General features: G+C 65.3%; 18 protein-coding genes and 1 pseudogene. 11 read left to right on the top strand and 8 right to left on the bottom strand.

The genetic code is table 11. The annotated features are described in order from the left end of the window. Position 1: 1 nt before the first annotated feature. On the bottom strand, positions 2 to 1,330 hold the full coding sequence (locus tag BBJ41_RS02720; protein WP_069745207.1) for a homoserine dehydrogenase: 1,329 nt from the start codon (positions 1,328 to 1,330) through the stop codon (positions 2 to 4). A 53-nt stretch (positions 1,331 to 1,383) separates the two neighbouring features. Then, the gene (locus BBJ41_RS02715; RefSeq protein WP_069745206.1) at positions 1,384 to 2,622 is read right to left on the bottom strand and encodes a pyridoxal phosphate-dependent aminotransferase; all 1,239 of its coding nucleotides are present in this window, start codon (positions 2,620 to 2,622) and stop codon (positions 1,384 to 1,386) included. 315 nt (positions 2,623 to 2,937) lie between these two features. Here BBJ41_RS02715 and BBJ41_RS02710 point away from each other — a divergent pair, with 315 nt between their 5' ends. From BBJ41_RS02710 to BBJ41_RS02670, 9 genes are all read left to right on the top strand, one after another. Continuing rightward, entirely contained in the window at positions 2,938 to 3,312 is a 375-nt protein-coding gene (locus tag BBJ41_RS02710) for an Mth938-like domain-containing protein (RefSeq protein WP_069745205.1), read from the top strand. A gap of 123 nt (positions 3,313 to 3,435) precedes the next feature. Next, on the top strand, positions 3,436 to 5,112 hold the full coding sequence (locus BBJ41_RS02705) for a glycosyltransferase family 39 protein (RefSeq protein WP_069745204.1): 1,677 nt from the start codon (positions 3,436 to 3,438) through the stop codon (positions 5,110 to 5,112). 13 nt (positions 5,113 to 5,125) lie between these two features. Then, positions 5,126 to 5,497 carry an EamA family transporter gene (locus tag BBJ41_RS02700; protein WP_069745203.1) on the top strand — a complete coding sequence of 124 codons (372 nt, stop codon included), beginning with the start codon at positions 5,126 to 5,128 and terminating at the stop codon, positions 5,495 to 5,497. A gap of 141 nt (positions 5,498 to 5,638) precedes the next feature. Next, a complete protein-coding gene (locus tag BBJ41_RS02695; RefSeq protein ID WP_069745202.1) occupies positions 5,639 to 6,790 on the top strand; it encodes a DegT/DnrJ/EryC1/StrS family aminotransferase in 1,152 nt (383 codons plus the stop codon). A 6-nt stretch (positions 6,791 to 6,796) separates the two neighbouring features. Continuing rightward, positions 6,797 to 7,831 carry a glycosyltransferase gene (locus BBJ41_RS02690; protein WP_069745201.1) on the top strand — a complete coding sequence of 345 codons (1,035 nt, stop codon included), beginning with the start codon at positions 6,797 to 6,799 and terminating at the stop codon, positions 7,829 to 7,831. Then, positions 7,828 to 8,775, top strand: coding sequence for a formyltransferase (locus tag BBJ41_RS02685; protein ID WP_069745200.1), 948 nt, complete (start codon positions 7,828 to 7,830; stop codon positions 8,773 to 8,775). Before BBJ41_RS02690 ends, BBJ41_RS02685 begins: the two co-directional genes overlap by 4 nt. Continuing rightward, on the top strand, positions 8,772 to 9,827 hold the full coding sequence (locus BBJ41_RS02680; RefSeq protein WP_011352307.1) for a bifunctional UDP-4-keto-pentose/UDP-xylose synthase: 1,056 nt from the start codon (positions 8,772 to 8,774) through the stop codon (positions 9,825 to 9,827). Before BBJ41_RS02685 ends, BBJ41_RS02680 begins: the two co-directional genes overlap by 4 nt. A gap of 13 nt (positions 9,828 to 9,840) precedes the next feature. Further along, on the top strand, positions 9,841 to 10,737 hold the full coding sequence (locus tag BBJ41_RS02675; protein ID WP_069745199.1) for a polysaccharide deacetylase family protein: 897 nt from the start codon (positions 9,841 to 9,843) through the stop codon (positions 10,735 to 10,737). 111 nt (positions 10,738 to 10,848) lie between these two features. Next, complete coding sequence (locus BBJ41_RS02670) at positions 10,849 to 11,310, top strand: peroxiredoxin (RefSeq protein ID WP_069745198.1); 462 nt, start codon at positions 10,849 to 10,851, stop codon at positions 11,308 to 11,310. Between the two features lie 192 nt (positions 11,311 to 11,502). On the opposite strand, the pseudogene BBJ41_RS41980 reads toward BBJ41_RS02670, so the two are convergent. Then, positions 11,503 to 11,747, bottom strand: a pseudogene (locus BBJ41_RS41980) (hypothetical protein); the annotation flags it as partial. Here BBJ41_RS41980 and BBJ41_RS02665 point away from each other — a divergent pair. Next, positions 11,643 to 13,445, top strand: a complete 1,803-nt coding sequence (locus BBJ41_RS02665) for a PhoH family protein (RefSeq protein ID WP_069745197.1) — start codon at positions 11,643 to 11,645, stop codon at positions 13,443 to 13,445. The pseudogene BBJ41_RS41980 and the gene BBJ41_RS02665 sit on opposite strands and share 105 nt — an antisense overlap. A 236-nt stretch (positions 13,446 to 13,681) precedes the next feature. Further along, positions 13,682 to 14,824, top strand: coding sequence for a C40 family peptidase (locus BBJ41_RS02660; protein ID WP_069745196.1), 1,143 nt, complete (start codon positions 13,682 to 13,684; stop codon positions 14,822 to 14,824). Between the two features lie 266 nt (positions 14,825 to 15,090). Here BBJ41_RS02660 and BBJ41_RS02655 read toward each other — a convergent pair whose 3' ends face one another. The 5 genes from BBJ41_RS02655 to rpsR form a co-directional block, all read right to left on the bottom strand. Next, entirely contained in the window at positions 15,091 to 16,101 is a 1,011-nt protein-coding gene (locus BBJ41_RS02655; RefSeq protein ID WP_069745195.1) for an inorganic phosphate transporter, read from the bottom strand. Positions 16,102 to 16,111: 10 nt separating this feature from the next. Then, a complete protein-coding gene (locus tag BBJ41_RS02650) occupies positions 16,112 to 16,738 on the bottom strand; it encodes a DUF47 domain-containing protein (protein ID WP_069745194.1) in 627 nt (208 codons plus the stop codon). 138 nt (positions 16,739 to 16,876) lie between these two features. Further along, positions 16,877 to 18,259: a replicative DNA helicase gene (locus BBJ41_RS02645; RefSeq protein WP_011352313.1), complete on the bottom strand. Its 1,383-nt coding sequence runs from the start codon at positions 18,257 to 18,259 to the stop codon at positions 16,877 to 16,879. Between the two features lie 139 nt (positions 18,260 to 18,398). Further along, a complete protein-coding gene (gene rplI / locus BBJ41_RS02640) occupies positions 18,399 to 18,851 on the bottom strand; it encodes a 50S ribosomal protein L9 (RefSeq protein WP_069745193.1) in 453 nt (150 codons plus the stop codon). Positions 18,852 to 18,878: 27 nt separating this feature from the next. Next, complete coding sequence (gene rpsR, locus BBJ41_RS02635; protein ID WP_047900883.1) at positions 18,879 to 19,154, bottom strand: 30S ribosomal protein S18; 276 nt, start codon at positions 19,152 to 19,154, stop codon at positions 18,879 to 18,881. Positions 19,155 to 19,156 lie beyond the last annotated feature (2 nt).

Here is a 19,156-nt window from a genome sequence, read left to right as displayed (position 1 = left end):
CTCAGTTCAGCGCTTCCATGCGCAGCTTCGTCACCTTCGACACGACCGTCGCGAGGCTCTCGATCTGCGCGATCGCCGCGTTGACGTTCTTCTCGATCGTCTCGTGCGTGATCAGGATGATGTCGGTCTCGCCGTTCGCGCCGTCGACCTGCTCCGATTCCTTCTGCAACAGCGCGTCGATCGAGATGCCCGATTCGGCGAGGATGCGCGTGATGGCGGCGAGCACACCGGTCTGGTCAGCCACCCGCAGGCGCAGGTAGTAGCCGCTCGTCACTTCTTCGATCGGCAAGATCGGCGTGTTCGACAGGCTGTCGGGCTGGAACGCGAGGTGCGGCACGCGATGCTCGGGGTCGGCCGTATGCAGGCGCGTGACGTCGACGAGATCCGCGACGACCGCCGACGCGGTCGGCTCCGCGCCCGCGCCCTTGCCGTAGTACAGCGTCGTGCCGACCGCGTCGCCGTGCACGACGACCGCGTTCATCGCACCTTCGACGTTCGCGAGCAGGCGCTTCTCCGGGATCAGCGTCGGATGCACGCGCAACTCGATACCGTTTTTCGCACGGCGCGTGATGCCGAGCAGCTTGATCCGGTAGCCGAGCTCTTCCGCGTAGCGGATGTCGGTTGCGTCGAGCTTGCTGATGCCCTCGACGTATGCGCGCTCGAACTGGACCGGCACGCCGAACGCGATCGCGCTCATGATCGTCGCCTTGTGCGCGGCGTCGACGCCTTCGATGTCAAAGGTCGGATCGGCCTCCGCGTAACCGAGCTCCTGCGCAGCCTTCAGCGCGGTCGCGAAGTCGAGCCCGCGGTCGCGCATTTCCGACAGGATGTAGTTGGTCGTGCCGTTGATGATGCCGGCGATGTACTGGATGCGGTTTGCGGTCAGGCCTTCGCGCAACGCCTTGATGATCGGGATGCCGCCGGCGACGGCCGCCTCGAACGCGACCATCACGCCCTTCTCGCGCGCGGCTTCGAAAATCTCGGTGCCGTGCACCGCGAGCAGCGCCTTGTTCGCCGTCACGACGTGCTTGCCGTTCGCGATCGCGCGCAGCACGAGCTCGCGCGCGATGCCCGTGCCGCCGATCATCTCGGCGATGATCGCGATCGACGGATCGTCGACGACCGAATTGAAATCGTCGGTGATTTGCGCGGTGGCGGCGTCGCCGCCGAGCGCAGCCTGCGCCTTGGCCGGGTTGCGCACGGCAATGCGCGCCACCTCGATGCCGCGCCCCGCGCGTCGCTTGATTTCTTCCTGGTTGCGGCGCAGCACCGTGAAGGTGCCGCTGCCCACCGTGCCGAAGCCCAACAGGCCAACTTTGATCGGTTCCATGCTGCGTGTGATCGATGAGTAAGAAGTAATGGGTTCCGTGTGGTCCTGCCCGCTCAGGCCGAATGGCGCTTGCGGTAGCCGTCGAGGAAGCGTGCGATCCGGTTGATCGAATCGGTCAGGTCTTCGAGGTTCGGCAGGAAAACCACGCGGAAGTGGTCCGGTGTCGCCCAGTTGAAGCCCGTCCCCTGCACGAGCAGCACGCGCTCTTCGAGCAGGAGGTCGAGTATGAACTGCTGGTCGTTCTGGATCGGATAGATCTTCGGATCGAGGCGCGGGAACATGTACAGCGCGGCCTGCGGTTTCACGCAGGTCACGCCGGGAATCGACGTGAGCATGTCATACGCGAGTTCGCGCTGCTTGTACAGGCGCCCGCTCGGCACGATCAGCTCGTTGATGCTCTGGTAGCCGCCGAGCGCCGTCTGGATCGCGAACTGCCCCGGCACGTTCGCGCACAGGCGCATCGACGACAGGATGCCGAGCCCCTCGAGGTAGTCCTTCGCATGCCGGCGGTTGTCGCCGCCGAGGCCCGACACGGCCATCCAGCCCGCGCGGTAGCCGCACGAGCGATAGCTCTTCGACAGGCTGTTGAACGTGACGGTGATCACGTCCTCCGACAGCGCGCCGATCGCCGTGTGTTCGAGGCCGTCGTAGACGATCTTGTCGTACACCTCGTCGGCGAAGATGATCAGACCGTGCTGGCGCGCGATCTCGATCAGCTCCAGCAGCAATTCGTCGGAATAAAGCGCACCCGTCGGGTTGTTCGGGTTGATCACGACGATCGCCTTCGTGTTCGGCGTGATCTTGCTGCGGATGTCGTCGAGATCGGGCATCCACGCGTTCTGCTCGTCGCAGACGTAGTGCACGGGCGTGCCGCCCGACAGGCTCACGGCGGCCGTCCACAGCGGGTAGTCGGGTGCCGGCAGCAGCACTTCGTCGCCGTCGTTCAGCAGCGCCTGGGTCGCCATCACGATCAGCTCGGACGCGCCGTTGCCGATGTAGATGTCGTCGAGTCCGACGCCCACGACGCCCTTTTCCTGCGTGTAGTGCATCACGGCCTTGCGGGCCGAGAACACGCCTTTCGAATCCGAGTAGCCCGACGAAGCCGGCAGGTTGCGGATCATGTCCTGGATGATCTCGTCCGGCGCGTCGAAGCCGAACGACGCGAGGTTGCCGATGTTCAGCTTGATGATGCGGTGGCCTTCTTCCTCGAGGCGCTTGGCGTGCTCGAGTACCGGGCCACGGATGTCGTAGCAGACGTTGAGCAGCTTGTTCGACTTCTGAATCGGTTTCACGACGACACGGTTCCTGGGTTGGCCTTGCGGCCGGGGGGACGGGATCAAAACTGGAAAGCGGCCGGTCTGTGCGCGCTGTCTAGACTGGGAAAAAGCGGGCGGTCGGACGCGGCTTGTGGCGACGCACGACGCAAGTGGCGCCCGGGGGCGACCAAAAAGTTATAATTTAGCGGATTTTGGCCGACTTTCGCAATGCACCATAGCCGCGCCGGGCCCGCGCCGTCAGGCGTCCCGCGTGCGCAGCAGCGTGAAACCGGCCACCCGGGCCCGTGTGGCCCTGCGACACATTCCCCTACGGACCCGCGGAATACCGATTTGAAACTGCACCAGGACGCGAGCGGCGCGCTCAACACCGTCACCGGCTACGGCCCCGATTATGTCGACGTCAATCTCGAACGCCACGAAACGAGCGTCATCGTGCTGCCCGGCGCGCCGGTCCAGGCATGGCCCGTGTCGTCGTTCGACGACCTCGCGCCCGAGCATTTCGCGATGCTGCTCGACCCGCCGCCCGAACTCGTGATCTTCGGCAGCGGCTCACGGCTGCGCTTCCCGCACCCGCGGCTCGTCGCCGCGCTCACGGCCAAGCGGATCGGCGTCGAGACGATGGATTTCCAGGCCGCGTGCCGCACCTACAACATCCTGATGGCCGAGGGCCGCAAAGTTGCCGCCGCGCTCTTAATTGAACGTTAATCCCCGATGCGGTAAAACTCGGGCCGGCGCACCGGGTCGATCCCCGGATCGAGCCGGCCAGGCCGCCCGCCCCCGGCGCAACCCGCCGGCGGCCCGTCTCAACAACCAACAGGCTGAAAATCCATGAACGATACGCCGTCGAGGCTACCGCTCAACCGCATCACGCTCGTCCTCCTGCTCGTCGCGCTCGCGATCGTCTGGTTCGCGCCGCTCGGGCTGCGCCACCTGATCCCGAGCGACGAAGGCCGCTACGCGGAGATGGCGCGCGAGATGTTCGTCACCGGCGACTGGATCACGCCGCGCTACAACGGCTACAAGTACTTCGAGAAGCCGCCGCTGCAGACCTGGCTGAACGCGCTGACGTTCGCGTGGTTCGGCATCGGCGAGTGGCAGGCGCGCCTCTACACGGCGCTGGCCAGCTTCGCCGGCGTGCTGCTCGTCGGCTACACCGGCGCGCGCCTGTTCAACCCGTTGTCCGGCTTCCTCGCGGCCGTCGTGCTCGCCAGCGCGCCGTACTGGAACCTGATGGGCCACTTCAACGCGCTCGACATGGGGCTCGCGTTCTGGATGGCGCTGTCGCTCTGCTCGCTGCTGCTCGCGCAGCGGCCCGGGTTGCGCCCGGCCGCCGTGCGCGGCTGGATGTGGGCGTGCTGGGCCGCCATGGCGTTCGCGGTACTGTCGAAGGGCCTCGTCGGCCTGATCCTGCCCGGCGCCGTGCTCGTGCTCTATACGCTGATCGCGCGTGACTGGGCGCTGTGGAAGCGCCTGTACCTCGTCAGCGGCCTCGTGATCTTCTTCGCGATCGTCACGCCGTGGTTCGTGCTCGTCCAGCAGCGCAACCCCGAGTTCTTCAACTTCTTCTTCGTCGTCCAGCAGTTCCGCCGGTACCTGACCCCGGAACAGAACCGCCCGGGCCCGCTCTACTACTTCGTGCCGGTACTGCTGGTCGGCTTCCTGCCGTGGCTGTCGGTCGTGTGGCAGAGCATCCGCCATGCGCTGCGGATGCCGCGCCAGCCGAACGGCTTCTCGCCGATGCTCGTGCTGCTGATCTGGAGCGCGTTCATCTTCCTGTTCTTCAGTGCGTCGCATTCGAAGCTGATCTCGTACGTGCTGCCGGTCGCACCGGCGCTCGCGCTGATCATCGGCGCGTACCTGCCGCTGATGTCGGCCGACCGCTTCCGCCGCCACCTGCTCGGCTACCTCGTGTTCTTCGTCGTCGCGGCGTTCGGGATCATTTTCCTTGCGTACCAGGGCGATGCCCGCACGCCGAACGCGCTGTACCGCGCGTTCCAGATGTGGCTGTACGCGGGCCTCGCGGTCTCGGCCGCGCTGACGCTCGCGGCCGCGTGGCTGAACCGCCGCGCCGGCGTCGCCGCCGCGCTCGCCGCGTTCGGCGCCGCCTGGCTCGCGTTCGGCACGATCGGCGGCACCGGGCACGACGAGTTCGGCCGCTACAGTTCGGGCGCGCTGCTCGCGCCCGCCGTGCGCGCCGAGCTGGCGAAGCTGCCGCCCGACACGCCGTTCTACTCGATCGAGATGCTCGATCACACGTTCCCGTTCTACATGGGCCACACGACGATCATGGTCCAGCGCCAGGACGAGCTGGCGTTCGGGATCTCGGTCGAGCCGAACAAGTGGGTCCCGACCGTCGACGAGTGGATCACGCGCTGGAAACAGGAAACCCACGCGCTCGCGATCATGCCGCCCGGCCAGTACGACGCGCTGGTCAAGCAAGGCGTGCCGATGCGCGTGATCGCGCGCGACAACCGCCGCGTGATCGTCGAGAAACCGCAATCGTAAGGACGCCCGTCGCATGAATCCCGTTTCGTTCGTCTGCATCATCACCGGCGTGATGCTCAACGCCTGTGCGCAACTTCTGCTGAAAGCCGGCGTCAACGCCGTTGGACACTTCGAATTCAGCCGTGCGAACATCATCCCGGTCGGCCTGAAGATCGCGACCCAGTTGCCGATCATCGGCGGCCTCGGCTGCTACGTGCTGAGCGTCGTCGTGTGGATCGTCGGGCTGTCGCGGGTCGACGTGTCGATCGCGTACCCGATGCTGTCGCTCGGCTACGTCGTCAACGCGTTCGCGGCCTGGTACCTGTTCGGCGAGGTGCTGTCGGTCCAGCGGCTCATCGGCATCGGCATCATCCTGATCGGCGTGCTCGTGCTCGCGCGAAGCTGAGCATGCCTCGCGGCGTCATGCGACGTTAAGCGGCCGCCTACAAAAAATCACGGTGCGAATCCGCCAACCGGTGTTTAATGCCGGTTTCGGACGGGATCGCCCGACCCTTTTATTACACGCCATTACAGGCTAAAAGCGTTCATGAGCCAGACTACCGCTCCGTTTCTGCCGTTCACCCGCCCTGAAATCGATGAGGAAACGATCCAGGGCGTCGTCGAAGTGCTGCGCTCGGGCTGGATCACCACCGGCCCGCAGAGCCAGAAATTCGAAGCGGCGCTGTCCGAGTATTGCGGCGGCCGCCCGGTCCGCGCCTTCAATTCGGGCACCTGCACGCTCGAGATCGGCCTGCGCATCGCGGGCGTCGGCGCCGGCGACGAGGTGATCACGACGCCGGCGTCGTGGGTCTCGACCAGCAACGTGATCCTCGAGACGGGCGCGACGCCCGTATTCGCCGACATCGATCCCGTCACCCGCAACATCGACCTCGACAAGCTCGAGCAGGCGATCACGCCGCGCACGAAGGCGATCATCCCGGTCTACCTCGCCGGCCTGCCGGTCGATATGGATCGTCTATACGCGATCGCACGCGCGCACAACCTGCGCGTGATCGAAGATGCCGCTCAGGCGCTCGGCTCGTCGTGGAACGGCAAGCGCATCGGCGCGATCGGCGACATCGTGTCGTTCAGCTTCCACGCGAACAAGAACCTGACGACGATCGAAGGCGGCGCGCTCGTGCTGAACAACGAGGACGAGGCGACGCTCGCACAGAAATACCGGCTGCAGGGCATCACGCGCACCGGCTTCGACGGGATGGACTGCGACGTGCTCGGCGGCAAGTACAACCTGACCGACGTCGCCGCGCGCGTCGGCCTTGGCCAGCTGCCGCACCTCGAGCGCTTCACCGCGCAGCGCCATGCGCTCGCCCGCGCGTATTTCGCCGCGTTCGACGGCGGTGCGGCCGTGAAGCTCGGCCTCGGCCTGCCGCTCGCCGAATTCCAGAACGGCAACTGGCACATGTTCCTCGTCACGCTGCCGCTCGAGCGGCTGACGATCACCCGCGCCGAGTTCATGGCGCAGATGAAGGAGCGCGGCATCGGCACGGGCATCCACTACCCGGCGATCCATCTTTTCACGCTGTACCGTGCGCGCGGCTTCAAGGAGGGCATGTTCCCCCACGCCGAACGGTACGGCGCGTCGACCGTCACGCTGCCGCTCTTCACGCAGATGACGGAAGGCGACGTGCGTCGCGTGGTCGACGCCATCAACCAGATTTGCGAACAATACGGAAAATAAGCGTACATGAGTCACCTTGAAGCACGCGCCGGGCATCCGGGCGCCGGGCACCTGGACGCCGGCCGGCCCGAAGTATCGATCATCATCCCCGTGTACAACGAGGAAGACGGCCTCGCCGCGCTGTTCGCGCGGCTGTATCCGGCGCTCGACGCACTCGACACGTCATACGAAGTGATCCTGATCAACGACGGCAGCCGCGACCGCTCGGCCGCGATGCTCGCCGATCAGTTCCACGTGCGCCCCGACACGACGCGCGTCGTGCTGCTCAACGGCAACTACGGCCAGCACATGGCGATCCTCGCGGGCTTCGCGCAGTCGCGCGGCGAGATCGTCATCACGCTCGACGCCGATCTGCAGAACCCGCCCGAGGAAATCGGCAAGCTGATCGCGAAGATGCGCGAAGGCTACGACTACGTCGGCTCGATCCGCAAGCAGCGCCAGGACAGCCTGTGGCGTCGCAAGGCGTCGCAGATGATGAACCGGCTGCGCGAGCGCATCACGCGCATCAAGATGACCGACCAGGGCTGCATGCTGCGCGCGTACAGCCGCCGCATCATCGACACGATCAACGTGTGCGGCGAAGTCAACACGTTCATCCCCGCGCTCGCGTATACGTTCTCGCAGAACCCGACCGAAATCGAGGTCGCGCACGAGGAGCGCTTCGCAGGCGAGTCGAAGTACTCGCTGTACAGCCTGATCCGGCTGAACTTCGACCTCGTGACGGGCTTCTCGGTCGTGCCGCTGCAGTGGCTGTCGTTCATCGGCGTGATCCTGTCGCTCGGCTCCGCCGCGCTGTTCGTGCTGCTGCTCGTGCGGCGCTTCATCGTCGGCGCGGAAGTGCAAGGCGTGTTCACGCTGTTCGCGATCACGTTCTTCCTGCTCGGCGTGATCATCTTCGCGCTCGGCCTGCTCGGCGAATACGTCGGCCGCATCTACCAGCAGGTACGCGCGCGGCCGCGCTACCTGATCCAGGCCGTGCTCGAACAGCACGACGGCGTGCCGGCGGTGCCCGGCGCGAACCGCGCGGGAGCCGCGCAATGAAGCCGCGCGCGGTCGTCTTCGCATATCACAACGTCGGCGTGCGGTGCCTGCAGGTGCTGCTCGCGCGCGGCGTCGACGTCGCGCTCGTCGTCACGCACGAGGACAACCCGAACGAGAACATCTGGTTCGGCAGCGTCGCGTCCGTCGCGGCCGAGCACGGCATTCCGGTCGTCACGCCGGCCGATCCCGCCGATCCGGCGCTGCGCCGCGCGGTATCTGACGCGCAGCCGGATTTCATCTTCTCGTTTTACTACCGCCACATGCTGCCGGTGGACCTGCTCGCGATCGCGCCGCGCGGCGCGTACAACATGCACGGTTCCCTGCTGCCGAAATACCGGGGTCGGGTACCGACCAACTGGGCCGTGCTGAACGGCGAGACCGAAACCGGCGCGACGCTGCACGAGATGGCCGCGAAGCCCGACGCGGGCGCGATCATCGGCCAAACTGCCGTGCCGATCCTGCCGGACGACACGGCCACGCAAGTGTTCGACAAGGTCACGGTGGCCGCCGAGCAAACGCTCTGGCGCGTGCTGCCCGCGCTGCTCGCGGGCGAGGCGCCGCACCTGCCGAACGATCTTTCGACCGGCAGCTACTTCGGCGGGCGCAAGCCCGAGGACGGCCGCGTCGACTGGTCGAAACCGGCCGCGCAGGTCTACAACCTGGTGCGCGCGGTCGCGCCCCCGTATCCCGGCGCGTTCACGGATGTCGGCGGCACGCGTTTCGTGATCGCGCGCGCGCGCCTCGCGGCGCCCGGCAGTGCGGCAGCAGCCGCCGCGGCAGATTTGCCGCCCGGCCTGCACGTAAGCGATAATGCGCTATTCGGCGTCTGCGGCGACAGCCGCGCCCTATCCATTCTCGAGCTGTGGCAGCAGCGCGACGGCAGCGAAACCGTCGTGACGCCCGCGGAATTCGCGCAGTTCATTCATTCTTCCCGTCATTCATGAAAGCAAAAAAAGTCCTGATCCTGGGTGTGAACGGCTTCATCGGCCATCACCTGTCGAAGCGCATTCTTGAAACCACCGATTGGGAAGTGTTCGGCATGGACATGCAGACCGATCGGCTTGGCGATCTCGTCAACCACGAGCGGATGCATTTCTTCGAAGGCGACATCACGATCAACAAGGAGTGGGTCGAGTATCACGTGAAGAAGTGCGACGTGATCCTGCCGCTCGTCGCGATCGCGACGCCCGCCACCTACGTCCAGCAGCCGCTGCGCGTGTTCGAACTCGACTTCGAGGCGAACCTGCCGATCGTGCGTTCGGCCGTCAAGTACGGCAAGCACCTCGTGTTCCCGTCGACCTCCGAGGTCTACGGCATGTGCTCGGACGAACAGTTCGACCCGGATGCATCGGCGCTCACCTACGGCCCGATCAACAAGCCGCGCTGGATCTACGCGTGCTCGAAGCAGCTGATGGACCGCGTGATCTGGGGCTACGGGATGGAAGGCCTGAACTTCACGCTGTTCCGCCCGTTCAACTGGATCGGCCCGGGCCTCGACTCGATCTACACGCCGAAGGAAGGCAGCTCGCGCGTCGTCACGCAGTTCCTCGGCCACATCGTGCGCGGCGAGAACATCAGCCTCGTCGACGGCGGTTCGCAGAAGCGCGCGTTCACCGACATCGGCGACGGCATCAGCGCGCTGATGAAGATCATCGACAACAAGGACGGCGTCGCGTCGGGCAAGATCTACAACATCGGGAATCCGAAGAACAACTTCTCGGTTCGCGAGCTCGCGCACAAGATGCTCGAACTGGCGGCGGAATTCCCCGAGTACGCCGATTCGGCCAAGCAGGTGAAGCTCGTCGAAACGACGTCCGGCGCCTACTACGGCAACGGCTACCAGGACGTGCAGAACCGCGTGCCGAAGATCGACAACACGATGCAGGAGCTCGGCTGGGCGCCGCAGGCGACGTTCGACGACGCGCTGCGCAACATCTTCGAAGCGTATCGCGGCCACGTCGCCGACGCACGCGCGCTCGTCGAACAGCAAGGCTGATCGGGACGTTCGCTTGGCTCGCATCGTCCTCAAGATCGACGTCGACACGCTGCGCGGCACGCGCGAAGGCGTGCCGAACCTCGCGCGCATCTTCGACCGCTTCAATGCGCGCGCGACCTTCCTCTTCAGCCTCGGGCCCGATCACACGGGCTGGGCGCTGCGGCGCGTGTTCCGCCCCGGCTTCCTGAAGAAAGTGTCGCGCACGTCGGTGGTCGAGCACTACGGCGTGAAGCAGCTGATGTACGGCGTGCTGCTGCCGGGCCCCGACATCGGCCGCCGCGCGATCAGCGACATGCGCGCGATTCACGAAGCCGGCTTCGAATGCGGGATCCACACATGGGATCACGTGTACTGGCAGGACAACGTCCGCGTGCGCGATCGCGACTGGACCGCGCGTGAAATGCAGAAGAGCCACGCGCGCTTCATCGAGATCTTCGGCGCGCCGCCCGTCACGCACGGCGCGGCCGGCTGGCAGATGAACGACTCGGCGTTCGAGCAGATCGACGCATGGGGGATGCGCTACGCATCCGACGGCCGCGGCCATTCGCCGTACCTGCCCGTCGTCGGCGGCCGCACGCTGTCGCACGTGCAAATGCCGACCACGCTGCCCACGCTCGACGAAGTCCTCGGCATCGACGGCGTCGACACGCACAACGTCGCCGCGCACATCCTCAAGTTCACCGAAACCAATCCGCACGACCAGGTGTTCACGCTGCATGCGGAACTGGAAGGCCAGAAGCTCGCGCCCGTGTTCGAGCAATTGCTCGCCGGCTGGCGTGCGCAAGGCCACACGTTTGCGACGATGGGCGACTACCACGCGACGCTGGACCGCGACTCGCTGCCATCGTACCCTGTCACGTGGGGCGAAATCCCCGGCCGCTCCGGCGAACTGATCGTCCAGCCCGACTGACGTTCGCGCGCGAGCCGGCGTCGCCCGCTCCGCCCTTGCGGCGCGCTGCCGCGACGCCCGGCCGAACCGCGCCGCTGCAGCGGCGCCTTTCCATAACAACAGGAGAAACACGTGTCTGTCGAAGTTGACCGTAAAGTTCCCGATTTCACCGCACCGGCCACGGGCGGCGACATTTCGCTGTCCGACCTGAAGGGCAAGAAGCTCGTGCTGTACTTCTATCCGAAGGACAACACGCCGGGCTGCACGACCGAAGGGCTGCAGTTCCGCGATCTCTATCCGAAGTTCAAGAAAGCCGGTGCGGAAGTCATCGGCGTGTCGCGCGACAGCCTGCGCTCGCATGACAATTTCAAGGCAAAGCTCGAACTGCCGTTCCCGCTGATTTCCGATGCCGACGAAGCGCTGTGCGCGTTGTTCGATGTCATCAAGATGAAGAAAATGTATGGCAAGGAAGTACGCGGAATCGAGCGCTCGACGTTCCTGATCGACGCCGACGGCGTGCTCCGTCAGGCATGGCGCGGCATCAAGGTACCGGGCCACGTGGACGACGTGCTAAGTGCTGTACAAGCGCTTTGAGGCGCGTTATATTGGGCCGCAATGAATGCCAGTTCGCCCCATATTTCTCGTAGCTGCGCCGGTGCTCGTTGCGATGCTTGCCGGCACCTGACGCGCATTACGACGGTATCAGCCGAGCCGCATGCCCCTGTCGACGGGGCAGCGGCTTTTTTTATGGATTGCGCGCCGGCCCTCGGTCCGGCCCTCACCCCGTCAAGGAGCTGATCGACACTTAGGCGAACCGGCTAGACGAACTTCCTGTGCGCCACCGCGCGCAAACTGCATGCGTCTACGTCACGCAGGATGCGATCAGCGGCGCATGCCATGCGACACGATTCCTCCCGAGGGACACCATGCCTTTGCCTACTCCCCCCAGCAAGCTCGGCAGCCTGCTGCCGCCCGACGAATACAAGGCGAAAGCGCGGCCCGCGAAAGCCGCGAGAAAATCCGCCGAAGGGGACGCATCCACAGCCGGTGACTATGGCCCGGCCAGCGTGGCCCAACCGATGATCGAAGCCGCGAACACGGCCGCGCCGCTGCGCGCCGTCGCGTCTTCGGCGCAAGAGGCCGCGAGCACACCTGCCCGCGGCCGCAAGACCAAACAGACAGCCGCACTGTTGCAGCCGATCCAGGCGCCCGCCGAACCCGCGGCGCCGGTCGTCGCGCGCAACGACAAGCCGGCCGCCGACAAACCGGCCGCCACGCCCGCGCGCGATGCAGGCGCCGCGACGAAATCGCGCAGCCGCAAGCCCGCCGAAGTCGAGCAGCAGAAACTGTTCGTGCTCGACACCAACGTGCTGATGCACGACCCGAGCAGCCTCTTCCGCTTCGAGGAACACGACGTCTATCTGCCGATGATGACGCTCGAGGAACTCGACAACCACAAGAAGGGGATGTCCGAAGTCGCGCGCAACGCACGCCAGGTCAGCCGCACGCTCGACGCGCTCGTCGCCGACGGCGGCCCGATCACGGCCGGCATCCCGCTGTCGCGTCTCGGCAGCCGTGAGGCGCTCGGCCGCCTGTACTTCCAGACGAAGCTCGCCGACATCGCCCCGGTCGAAGGCTTGCCCGCAGGCAAGGCCGACAACCAGATCCTCGGCGTCGTGCGCGCGCTGCAGCGCGACCGGCCGGACCGCCAGGTCGTGCTGGTGTCGAAAGACATCAACATGCGGATCAAGGCGCACGCGCTCGGCCTGCCCGCGGAAGACTACTTCAACGACCAGGTGCTCGAGGATTCGGATCTCCTCTACAACGGCGTGCGCGAGCTGCCGCAGGATTTCTGGACCAAGCACGCGAAGGGCATGGAGAGCTGGCAGGACACGAAGACGGGCACCACGTACTACCGCGTGACGGGCCCGCTCGTCGCGTCGATGCTCGTCAACGAGTTCGTCTATCTCGAGCCGCAGAACGGCGAGCCGACGTTCCACGCGATCGTCCGCGAACTGAACGGCAAGACGGCGCTGCTGCAGACGCTGCGCGACTACAGCCACCACAAGAACAACGTGTGGGGCATCACCGCGCGCAACCGCGAGCAGAACTTCGCGCTGAACCTGCTGATGAACCCCGAGATCGACTTCGTCACGCTGCTCGGCCAGGCCGGCACCGGCAAGACGCTCGTCGCGCTCGCGGCCGGCCTCGCGCAGGTGCTCGACGACAAGCGCTACAACGAGATCATCGTGACGCGCGCGACCGTGCCCGTCGGCGAGGACATCGGTTTCCTGCCCGGCACCGAGGAAGAGAAGATGCAGCCGTGGATGGGTGCATTCGACGACAACCTCGAAGTGCTGCAGAAGACCGACGACGCAGCCGGCGAATGGGGCCGTGCCGCGACGCAGGAGCTGATCCGTTCGCGCCTGAAGGTGAAGAGCATGAACTTCATGCGCGGCCGCACGTTCGTCGACAAGTACCTGATCATCGACGAGGCGCAGAACCTCACGCCGAAGCAGATGAAGACGCTCGTCACGCGCGCGGGCCCCGGCACGAAGATCGTGTGCCTCGGCAACATCGCGCAGATCGACACGCCTTACCTGACCGAAGGCAGCTCGGGCCTGACCTACGTCGTCGACCGCTTCAAGGGCTGGGGCCACAGCGGCCACGTGACGCTCGCGCGCGGCGAACGTTCGCGGCTCGCCGACTACGCGTCGGACATCCTGTAACGCGGCATGCCGGCCTCCGGCCGGCTTTCGATGCATCGCGGCGCTCCGTTTCCGGAGCGCCGTTTTTATTTTGGGGTCTGAAACGCAGGTAACACATCGTCACTCAACAACCCGGTTTACGCGCGAAACTTCAAGTAAATTCTCAAGAATGGTTGCTTAAGCCCCGCTGGAGCGTCTACCATCGGGTCTGTCGTTGTCATACGATTCGCGAGCGTGCCGCGCTCGCCCGCCTTGCCATGCTTCGAATCTGGGTTCCCGTCGCCGTCGTTTCGCTGCTTGCGGCCTGCTCCAGCGTGCCGCAGCAGTCGGCATCGCGCGAGCCGGGAATGAAGATCACGACGCCGCGCGCGTTCCCGGCTCCCGCCAATTTCCCGAAATTCGTCGATCACAGCGTCGGCCAGGAAGAGATCTCGATCCAGGCGATGAGCCTCGTCGGCGTCCCTTATCGCTGGGGCGGCAATACGCCGACGAGCGGCTTCGACTGCAGCGGGCTCGTGCGCTACGTGATCGGCCGCGCGGCCGACGTGAACCTGCCGCGCACGACCGCCGACATGAGCGGGCGCGGCGTATCGATCGAGCCCGACCAGGTTGCACCGGGCGACCTGATCTTCTTCAACACGACCGGCCGGCCGCATTCGCACGTCGGCATTTATGTCGGCAAGCTGCGCTTCGTCAACGCACCGTCGACGGGCGGCACCGTTCGACTCGACTACCTGACGAATCCGTATTGGGCAAAGCGCTTCGACGGCATCCGCCGCGTTGCACCGCCGCGTGCGACGCCCACGCCGTTCGATGCGCCGACCTACGAAGCACGGCGCGACGAGCCGGCCGCACCAGCCGCCGCACTCGCCGCCGCCCCGGTTGCGACCGCCAGGGCATCGGCGGCTCCCGCACCGCGCCCGGCCGTCGTGGCCGCACGGCCGGTAACGGCACCCGCGCCTGTCGTCGCAGCGGCGCCTGCGCCCACGCCTCGTGTGGCGGCCGCCGATCCGTTCGAACCGCCACCGCCGCGCATCGCCGCCGCGCAACAGCAGGCCGAATCGGCCGGTGCCATTTCACCGCCGTTCGCCACGTCCTCCGCCGGCAACGACAGGCCGGCTCAACCGTCCGAGCTGCCCGTGACCTCCGCCGGCACGACGATCCCGACGATCGCGATCCAGCCGTCCGATTCTCTCGCCGCCGCCGGCGACAAGTTCGAGCCGCCGCCTGCCGCCCGCGCCGCTGCCCAGCAGGCCTGGTCGAACGAACCGGCCGCTGCGCCCGCGCCTCCAACAGCGCCCGTGCAGGTCATGCGCGCATCGACGCAATCGGCGCCCATCAGGGCCGCCACCGGCACCGCCGACGATCCGATCGCGCGGTTTGCCAACGGAAGCTACTGACGCACCGGATCGGCGCGCCGCGCCTGACGCCCGATCCGAAACACCGCATCATCGCGCCGACGCTTCGCCCGGCAACGCAGGTCCTCCTGTCGTGCCGAATATGCGCTTCCTCGCTCCCCACGCCTCGTTGACCGACGGGATACGCGGCCTCCGCCATACGCCATACGCCCGCCCCAGCGGATTTCACGCGCCCATGAAAAAGCGCCGCAGCCTTTCGGCATGCGGCGCTCGTAGCGTCGAAGCAGCGACCGGGTCGCGCGCCGGAATCAGAAGATCCGGTGCCCGAGCCACCATCCGCCGGCCGCGATCAGCGCGGACGCCGGAATCGTCAGCACCCACGCCCACACGATGTTGCCGGCAACACCCCAGCGCACGGCCGACAGCTTGCGCGTCGCGCCGACACCGACGATCGCGCCGGTGATCGTGTGCGTCGTCGATACGGGAATACCGAGGAACGACGCGATGAACAGCGTGATCGCACCGCCGCTTTCCGCGCAGAAACCGCCGACCGGCTTGAGCTTCGTGATCTTCTGGCCCATCGTGCGCACGATCCGCCAGCCGCCGAACAGCGTGCCGAGGCCCATCGACAGGTAGCACGCGCCGATCACCCACGCGGGCGGCGCATCGGCCGTGGCCGACGCATAACCAGACGCGATCAGCAGCATCCAGATGATGCCGATCGTCTTCTGCGCGTCGTTGCCCCCGTGACCGAGGCTGTACAGCCCGGCCGACAGCAGCTGCAGCCGCCGGAACCGCCGGTCGACCTTGCTTGGCGCGGTGCGGAAATACAGCCACGACACGCCGAGCATGAACAGCGAACCGAGAACGAAGCCGAGCAGCGGCGAAATGAAGATGAACGCGACGGTCTTCATCAACCCGTCGATGTTCAGCGAGCTCCAGCCGGACTTCGCGAGCGCCGCGCCGACGAGGCCACCGATCAGCGCGTGCGACGAGCTCGACGGAATCCCGTAGTACCAGGTGATCACGTTCCAGCCGATCGCACCGACCAGCGCGCCGAACACGACGTAGTGGTCGACGATCTCGGGATCGATCGTGCCTTTACCGACGGTCTGCGCGACTTTCAGGTGGAAGATGAAATAGGCGATGACGTTGAACGCGGCCGCGAACACCACGGCCTGCTGCGGCTTCAGCACCCCGGTGGACACGACGGTGGCGATCGAGTTCGCCGCGTCGTGGAAGCCGTTCATGAAGTCGAATACGAGCGCGACGAGCACCAGCGTCGCGACCATCCATAGGGCAAGTTGTATCGAATGCATCGTGGTCCGCTCAGGCGTTTTCCAGCACGATGCCTTCGATGATGTTCGCGACGTCTTCGCATTTGTCGGTGATCTCTTCGAGCAGCTCGTAGATCGCCTTCAGCTTGATGAGCGTCTTCACGTCGTCTTCCTCGCGGAACAGTTTCGACATCGCGGCGCGCAGCACGCGGTCAGCCTCCGATTCCCAGCGATCGATCTCCTCGCATTGCTTGAGGATCTGCGCCGACTGCTTCATGTCGGACAGCATGCCGACTGCCTGCTGCACGTGCTGGGCCGACTGCGTGACGATGTGCGCGAGCTGGCTCGCCTCGGACGTGACGGCACGCACGTCGTACAGCGACACGGCCGTCGCGACGTCTTCCATCAGGTCGAGGATGTCGTCCATCGTCGTGATGAGCTTGTGGATCTCGTCGCGATCGAGCGGCGTGATGAAAGTCTTGTGCAGCAGATCGATCGCTTCGTGCGTCAGCTTGTCAGCGGCCTTCTCGGCGGTTTGCACGTTTTGCTTGTGAATCTCGGCGTCGGCGAGATTGTCGATCAGCAGTTCGAGCTCGCGGCCACCGGAAACGATGTGCTTCGCGTGCGCGTTGAAGAGTTCAAAGAACTTGCCCTCGGTGGGCATGAATCGACCGAACATGGGATTCCTGAGAGATTGTCAAACTACTGTCACGAAAACGGGCGACATTGTACCGGTTTCGGTCGCGACGCGACGCGCGCTTATGCGCGCGCCGGGATTGGATACAACATTTGGCGAAATAAGGGTTTACAACCGGCGTTACTCGCCGTAGAAGGTCTGCGCCCCGGCAAAATTATCGAACTTCGTGTATTGCCCCAGGAACGTGAGCCGAACGGGCCCGATCGGACCGTTACGCTGCTTGCCGATGATGATCTCGGCCGTCCCCTTGTCAGGGCTGTCGGGATTGTAGACCTCATCGCGATAAATGAACAGGATCACGTCCGCATCCTGTTCGATTGCGCCCGATTCGCGCAAATCCGACATCACCGGCCGCTTGTTCGGCCGCTGTTCCAGGCCGCGGTTCAGCTGCGACAGCGCGATCACCGGCACGTCGAGTTCCTTCGCCAGACTCTTCAGCGAACGTGAAATTTCCGAAATTTCGGTTGCACGGTTCTCGCCCTGCGACGAACCCGACATCAGCTGCAGGTAGTCGACGATGATCAGGCCGAGCTTGCCGCACTGCCGCGCGAGACGTCGCGCGCGCGAACGCAATTCCATCGGATTCAAGCCGCCCGTCTCGTCGATGAACAGCTGTGCCTCGCTCATCTTCTGCACCGCGTGGGTCAGTTTCGGCCAGTCCTCGTCCGTCAGGCGGCCCGTGCGCATCCGGTGCTGGTCGAGCCGGCCGATCGAGCCGAGCATACGCATCACGAGCTGGGTGCCCGGCATTTCCATCGAGAACACCGCGACAGGCAGCCCGTACTCGACCGCGACGTACTCGCCGATGTTCATCGAGAACGCGGTCTTGCCCATCGACGGACGCCCTGCCACGATGATCAGCTCGCCGCCGTGCATCCCGGACGTCATCCGGTCGAGGTCGACGAAGCCCGTCGGCGTGCCCGTGACGTCGCTCGGGTTCGCGGTGTGGTACAGCGTGTCGATGCGCTCGACGACCTGCGTGAGCAGTGGGCCGATTTCGAGGAAGCCCTGGTTGCCGCGCGCGCCATCTTCGGCGATCGAGAACACCTTCGATTCGGCTTCGTCGAGCAGCTGGCGGACTTCCTTGCCCTGCGGATTGAACGCGTCGGCCGAGATTTCATCGGCGACCGACACGAGCCGGCGCAACACCGCACGGTCGCGCACGATTTCCGCATAGCGGCGGATGTTCGCGGCGCTCGGCGTGTTCTGCGCGAGCGCATTCAGATAGGCGAGGCCGCCGACGTCATCGGCCTTGCCGGACGTGGTCAGCGCTTCGTACACGGTCACGACGTCGGCCGGGCGCGTCGACGCGATCAGGCGGCCGATGTGCTCGTAGATGATCCGGTGGTCATAACGGTAGAAATCGCCCTGCGACAGGAAGTCGGCGATCCGGTCCCACGCGGCGTTGTCGAGCAACAGGCCGCCGAGCACCGACTGTTCGGCTTCGACCGAATGCGGCGGGACTTTCAGCGATTCGATTTGAGGATCTTGCGGCGCGTTCATGGGTTGGGATTATCGCGAATTACACAGGACGACGCCATACCGGCCGCCGATGAACGGGCAATAAAAAAGGCAGGCCCCGGTTGCCCGGACGCCTGCCCTTGTCCGGACGACGGAAGCCGCCCGGAAAGACTGCGTACGCTTACGCGTGGTCGCCGATCACGTTGACCGTGACGTCGACGATGACGTCCGTGTGCAGCGCGACCTGGACGTTGTGCTCGCCGATCATCTTCAGCGGGCCTTCCGGCATGCGAACTTGCAGCTTCTCGACTTCGAAACCTGCCTTCTTCAGCAGTTCCGCGATGTCGCCGTTCGTGACCGAGCCGAACAGACGGCCGTCAACGCCCGACTTCTGCGTGATTTCGAACGTCTGGCCGTTCAGCTTCTCGCCGACTGCCTGCGACGCTGCCAGCTTTTCAGCGGCGAGCTTTTCGAGTTCAGCGCGGCGCACTTCGAATTCGGCGATCGCTTCCTTCGTTGCACGGCGAGCCTTGCGGTTCGGGATCAGGAAGTTGCGAGCGTAACCGTCCTTGACCTTGACGATGTCGCCGAGGTTACCCAGATTGGCGACTTTTTCCAACAGAATGATTTGCATTCGAATTCTCCTTATTGCGTCGCCGGGTTACGCCTTGTGCTGATCGGTGTACGGCATCAGCGCGAGGAAACGCGCGCGCTTGATTGCCGTATCCAGCTGACGCTGATAGTGCGCCTTCGTACCCGTCAGACGAGCCGGCGTGATCTTGCCGTTTTCGCCGATGAAGTCCTTCAGCGTTTCCGTGTCCTTGTAGTCGATCTGCTCGACACCGGCTGCCGTGAAACGGCAGAACTTCTTGCGCTTGAAGAGCGGGTTTTGTTGCTGACGACGCTTGTCGAATTTCTTACCAGTCGGGCGGGGCATGA

The sequence above is a fragment of the Burkholderia stabilis genome, from assembly GCF_001742165.1.
Taxonomy (GTDB): Bacteria; Pseudomonadota; Gammaproteobacteria; order Burkholderiales; family Burkholderiaceae; genus Burkholderia; species Burkholderia stabilis.
This window is presented reverse-complemented; position numbering and strand designations above follow the sequence as displayed.

Coding starts and splice junctions, on each gene's coding strand:
- BBJ41_RS02700 (WP_069745203.1), top strand. CDS start 5,126: ATGAATCCCGTTTCGTTCGTCTGCATCATCACCGGCGTGATGCTCAAC.
- BBJ41_RS02695 (WP_069745202.1), top strand. CDS start 5,639: ATGAGCCAGACTACCGCTCCGTTTCTGCCGTTCACCCGCCCTGAAATC.
- BBJ41_RS02660 (WP_069745196.1), top strand. CDS start 13,682: ATGCTTCGAATCTGGGTTCCCGTCGCCGTCGTTTCGCTGCTTGCGGCC.
- BBJ41_RS02690 (WP_069745201.1), top strand. CDS start 6,797: ATGAGTCACCTTGAAGCACGCGCCGGGCATCCGGGCGCCGGGCACCTG.
- BBJ41_RS02650 (WP_069745194.1), bottom strand. CDS start 16,738: ATGTTCGGTCGATTCATGCCCACCGAGGGCAAGTTCTTTGAACTCTTC.
- BBJ41_RS02685 (WP_069745200.1), top strand. CDS start 7,828: ATGAAGCCGCGCGCGGTCGTCTTCGCATATCACAACGTCGGCGTGCGG.
- BBJ41_RS02645 (WP_011352313.1), bottom strand. CDS start 18,259: ATGAACGCGCCGCAAGATCCTCAAATCGAATCGCTGAAAGTCCCGCCG.
- rpsR (WP_047900883.1), bottom strand. CDS start 19,154: ATGCCCCGCCCGACTGGTAAGAAATTCGACAAGCGTCGTCAGCAACAA.
- BBJ41_RS02680 (WP_011352307.1), top strand. CDS start 8,772: ATGAAAGCAAAAAAAGTCCTGATCCTGGGTGTGAACGGCTTCATCGGC.
- BBJ41_RS02720 (WP_069745207.1), bottom strand. CDS start 1,330: ATGGAACCGATCAAAGTTGGCCTGTTGGGCTTCGGCACGGTGGGCAGC.
- BBJ41_RS02665 (WP_069745197.1), top strand. CDS start 11,643: ATGCCTTTGCCTACTCCCCCCAGCAAGCTCGGCAGCCTGCTGCCGCCC.
- BBJ41_RS02705 (WP_069745204.1), top strand. CDS start 3,436: ATGAACGATACGCCGTCGAGGCTACCGCTCAACCGCATCACGCTCGTC.
- rplI (WP_069745193.1), bottom strand. CDS start 18,851: ATGCAAATCATTCTGTTGGAAAAAGTCGCCAATCTGGGTAACCTCGGC.
- BBJ41_RS02655 (WP_069745195.1), bottom strand. CDS start 16,101: ATGCATTCGATACAACTTGCCCTATGGATGGTCGCGACGCTGGTGCTC.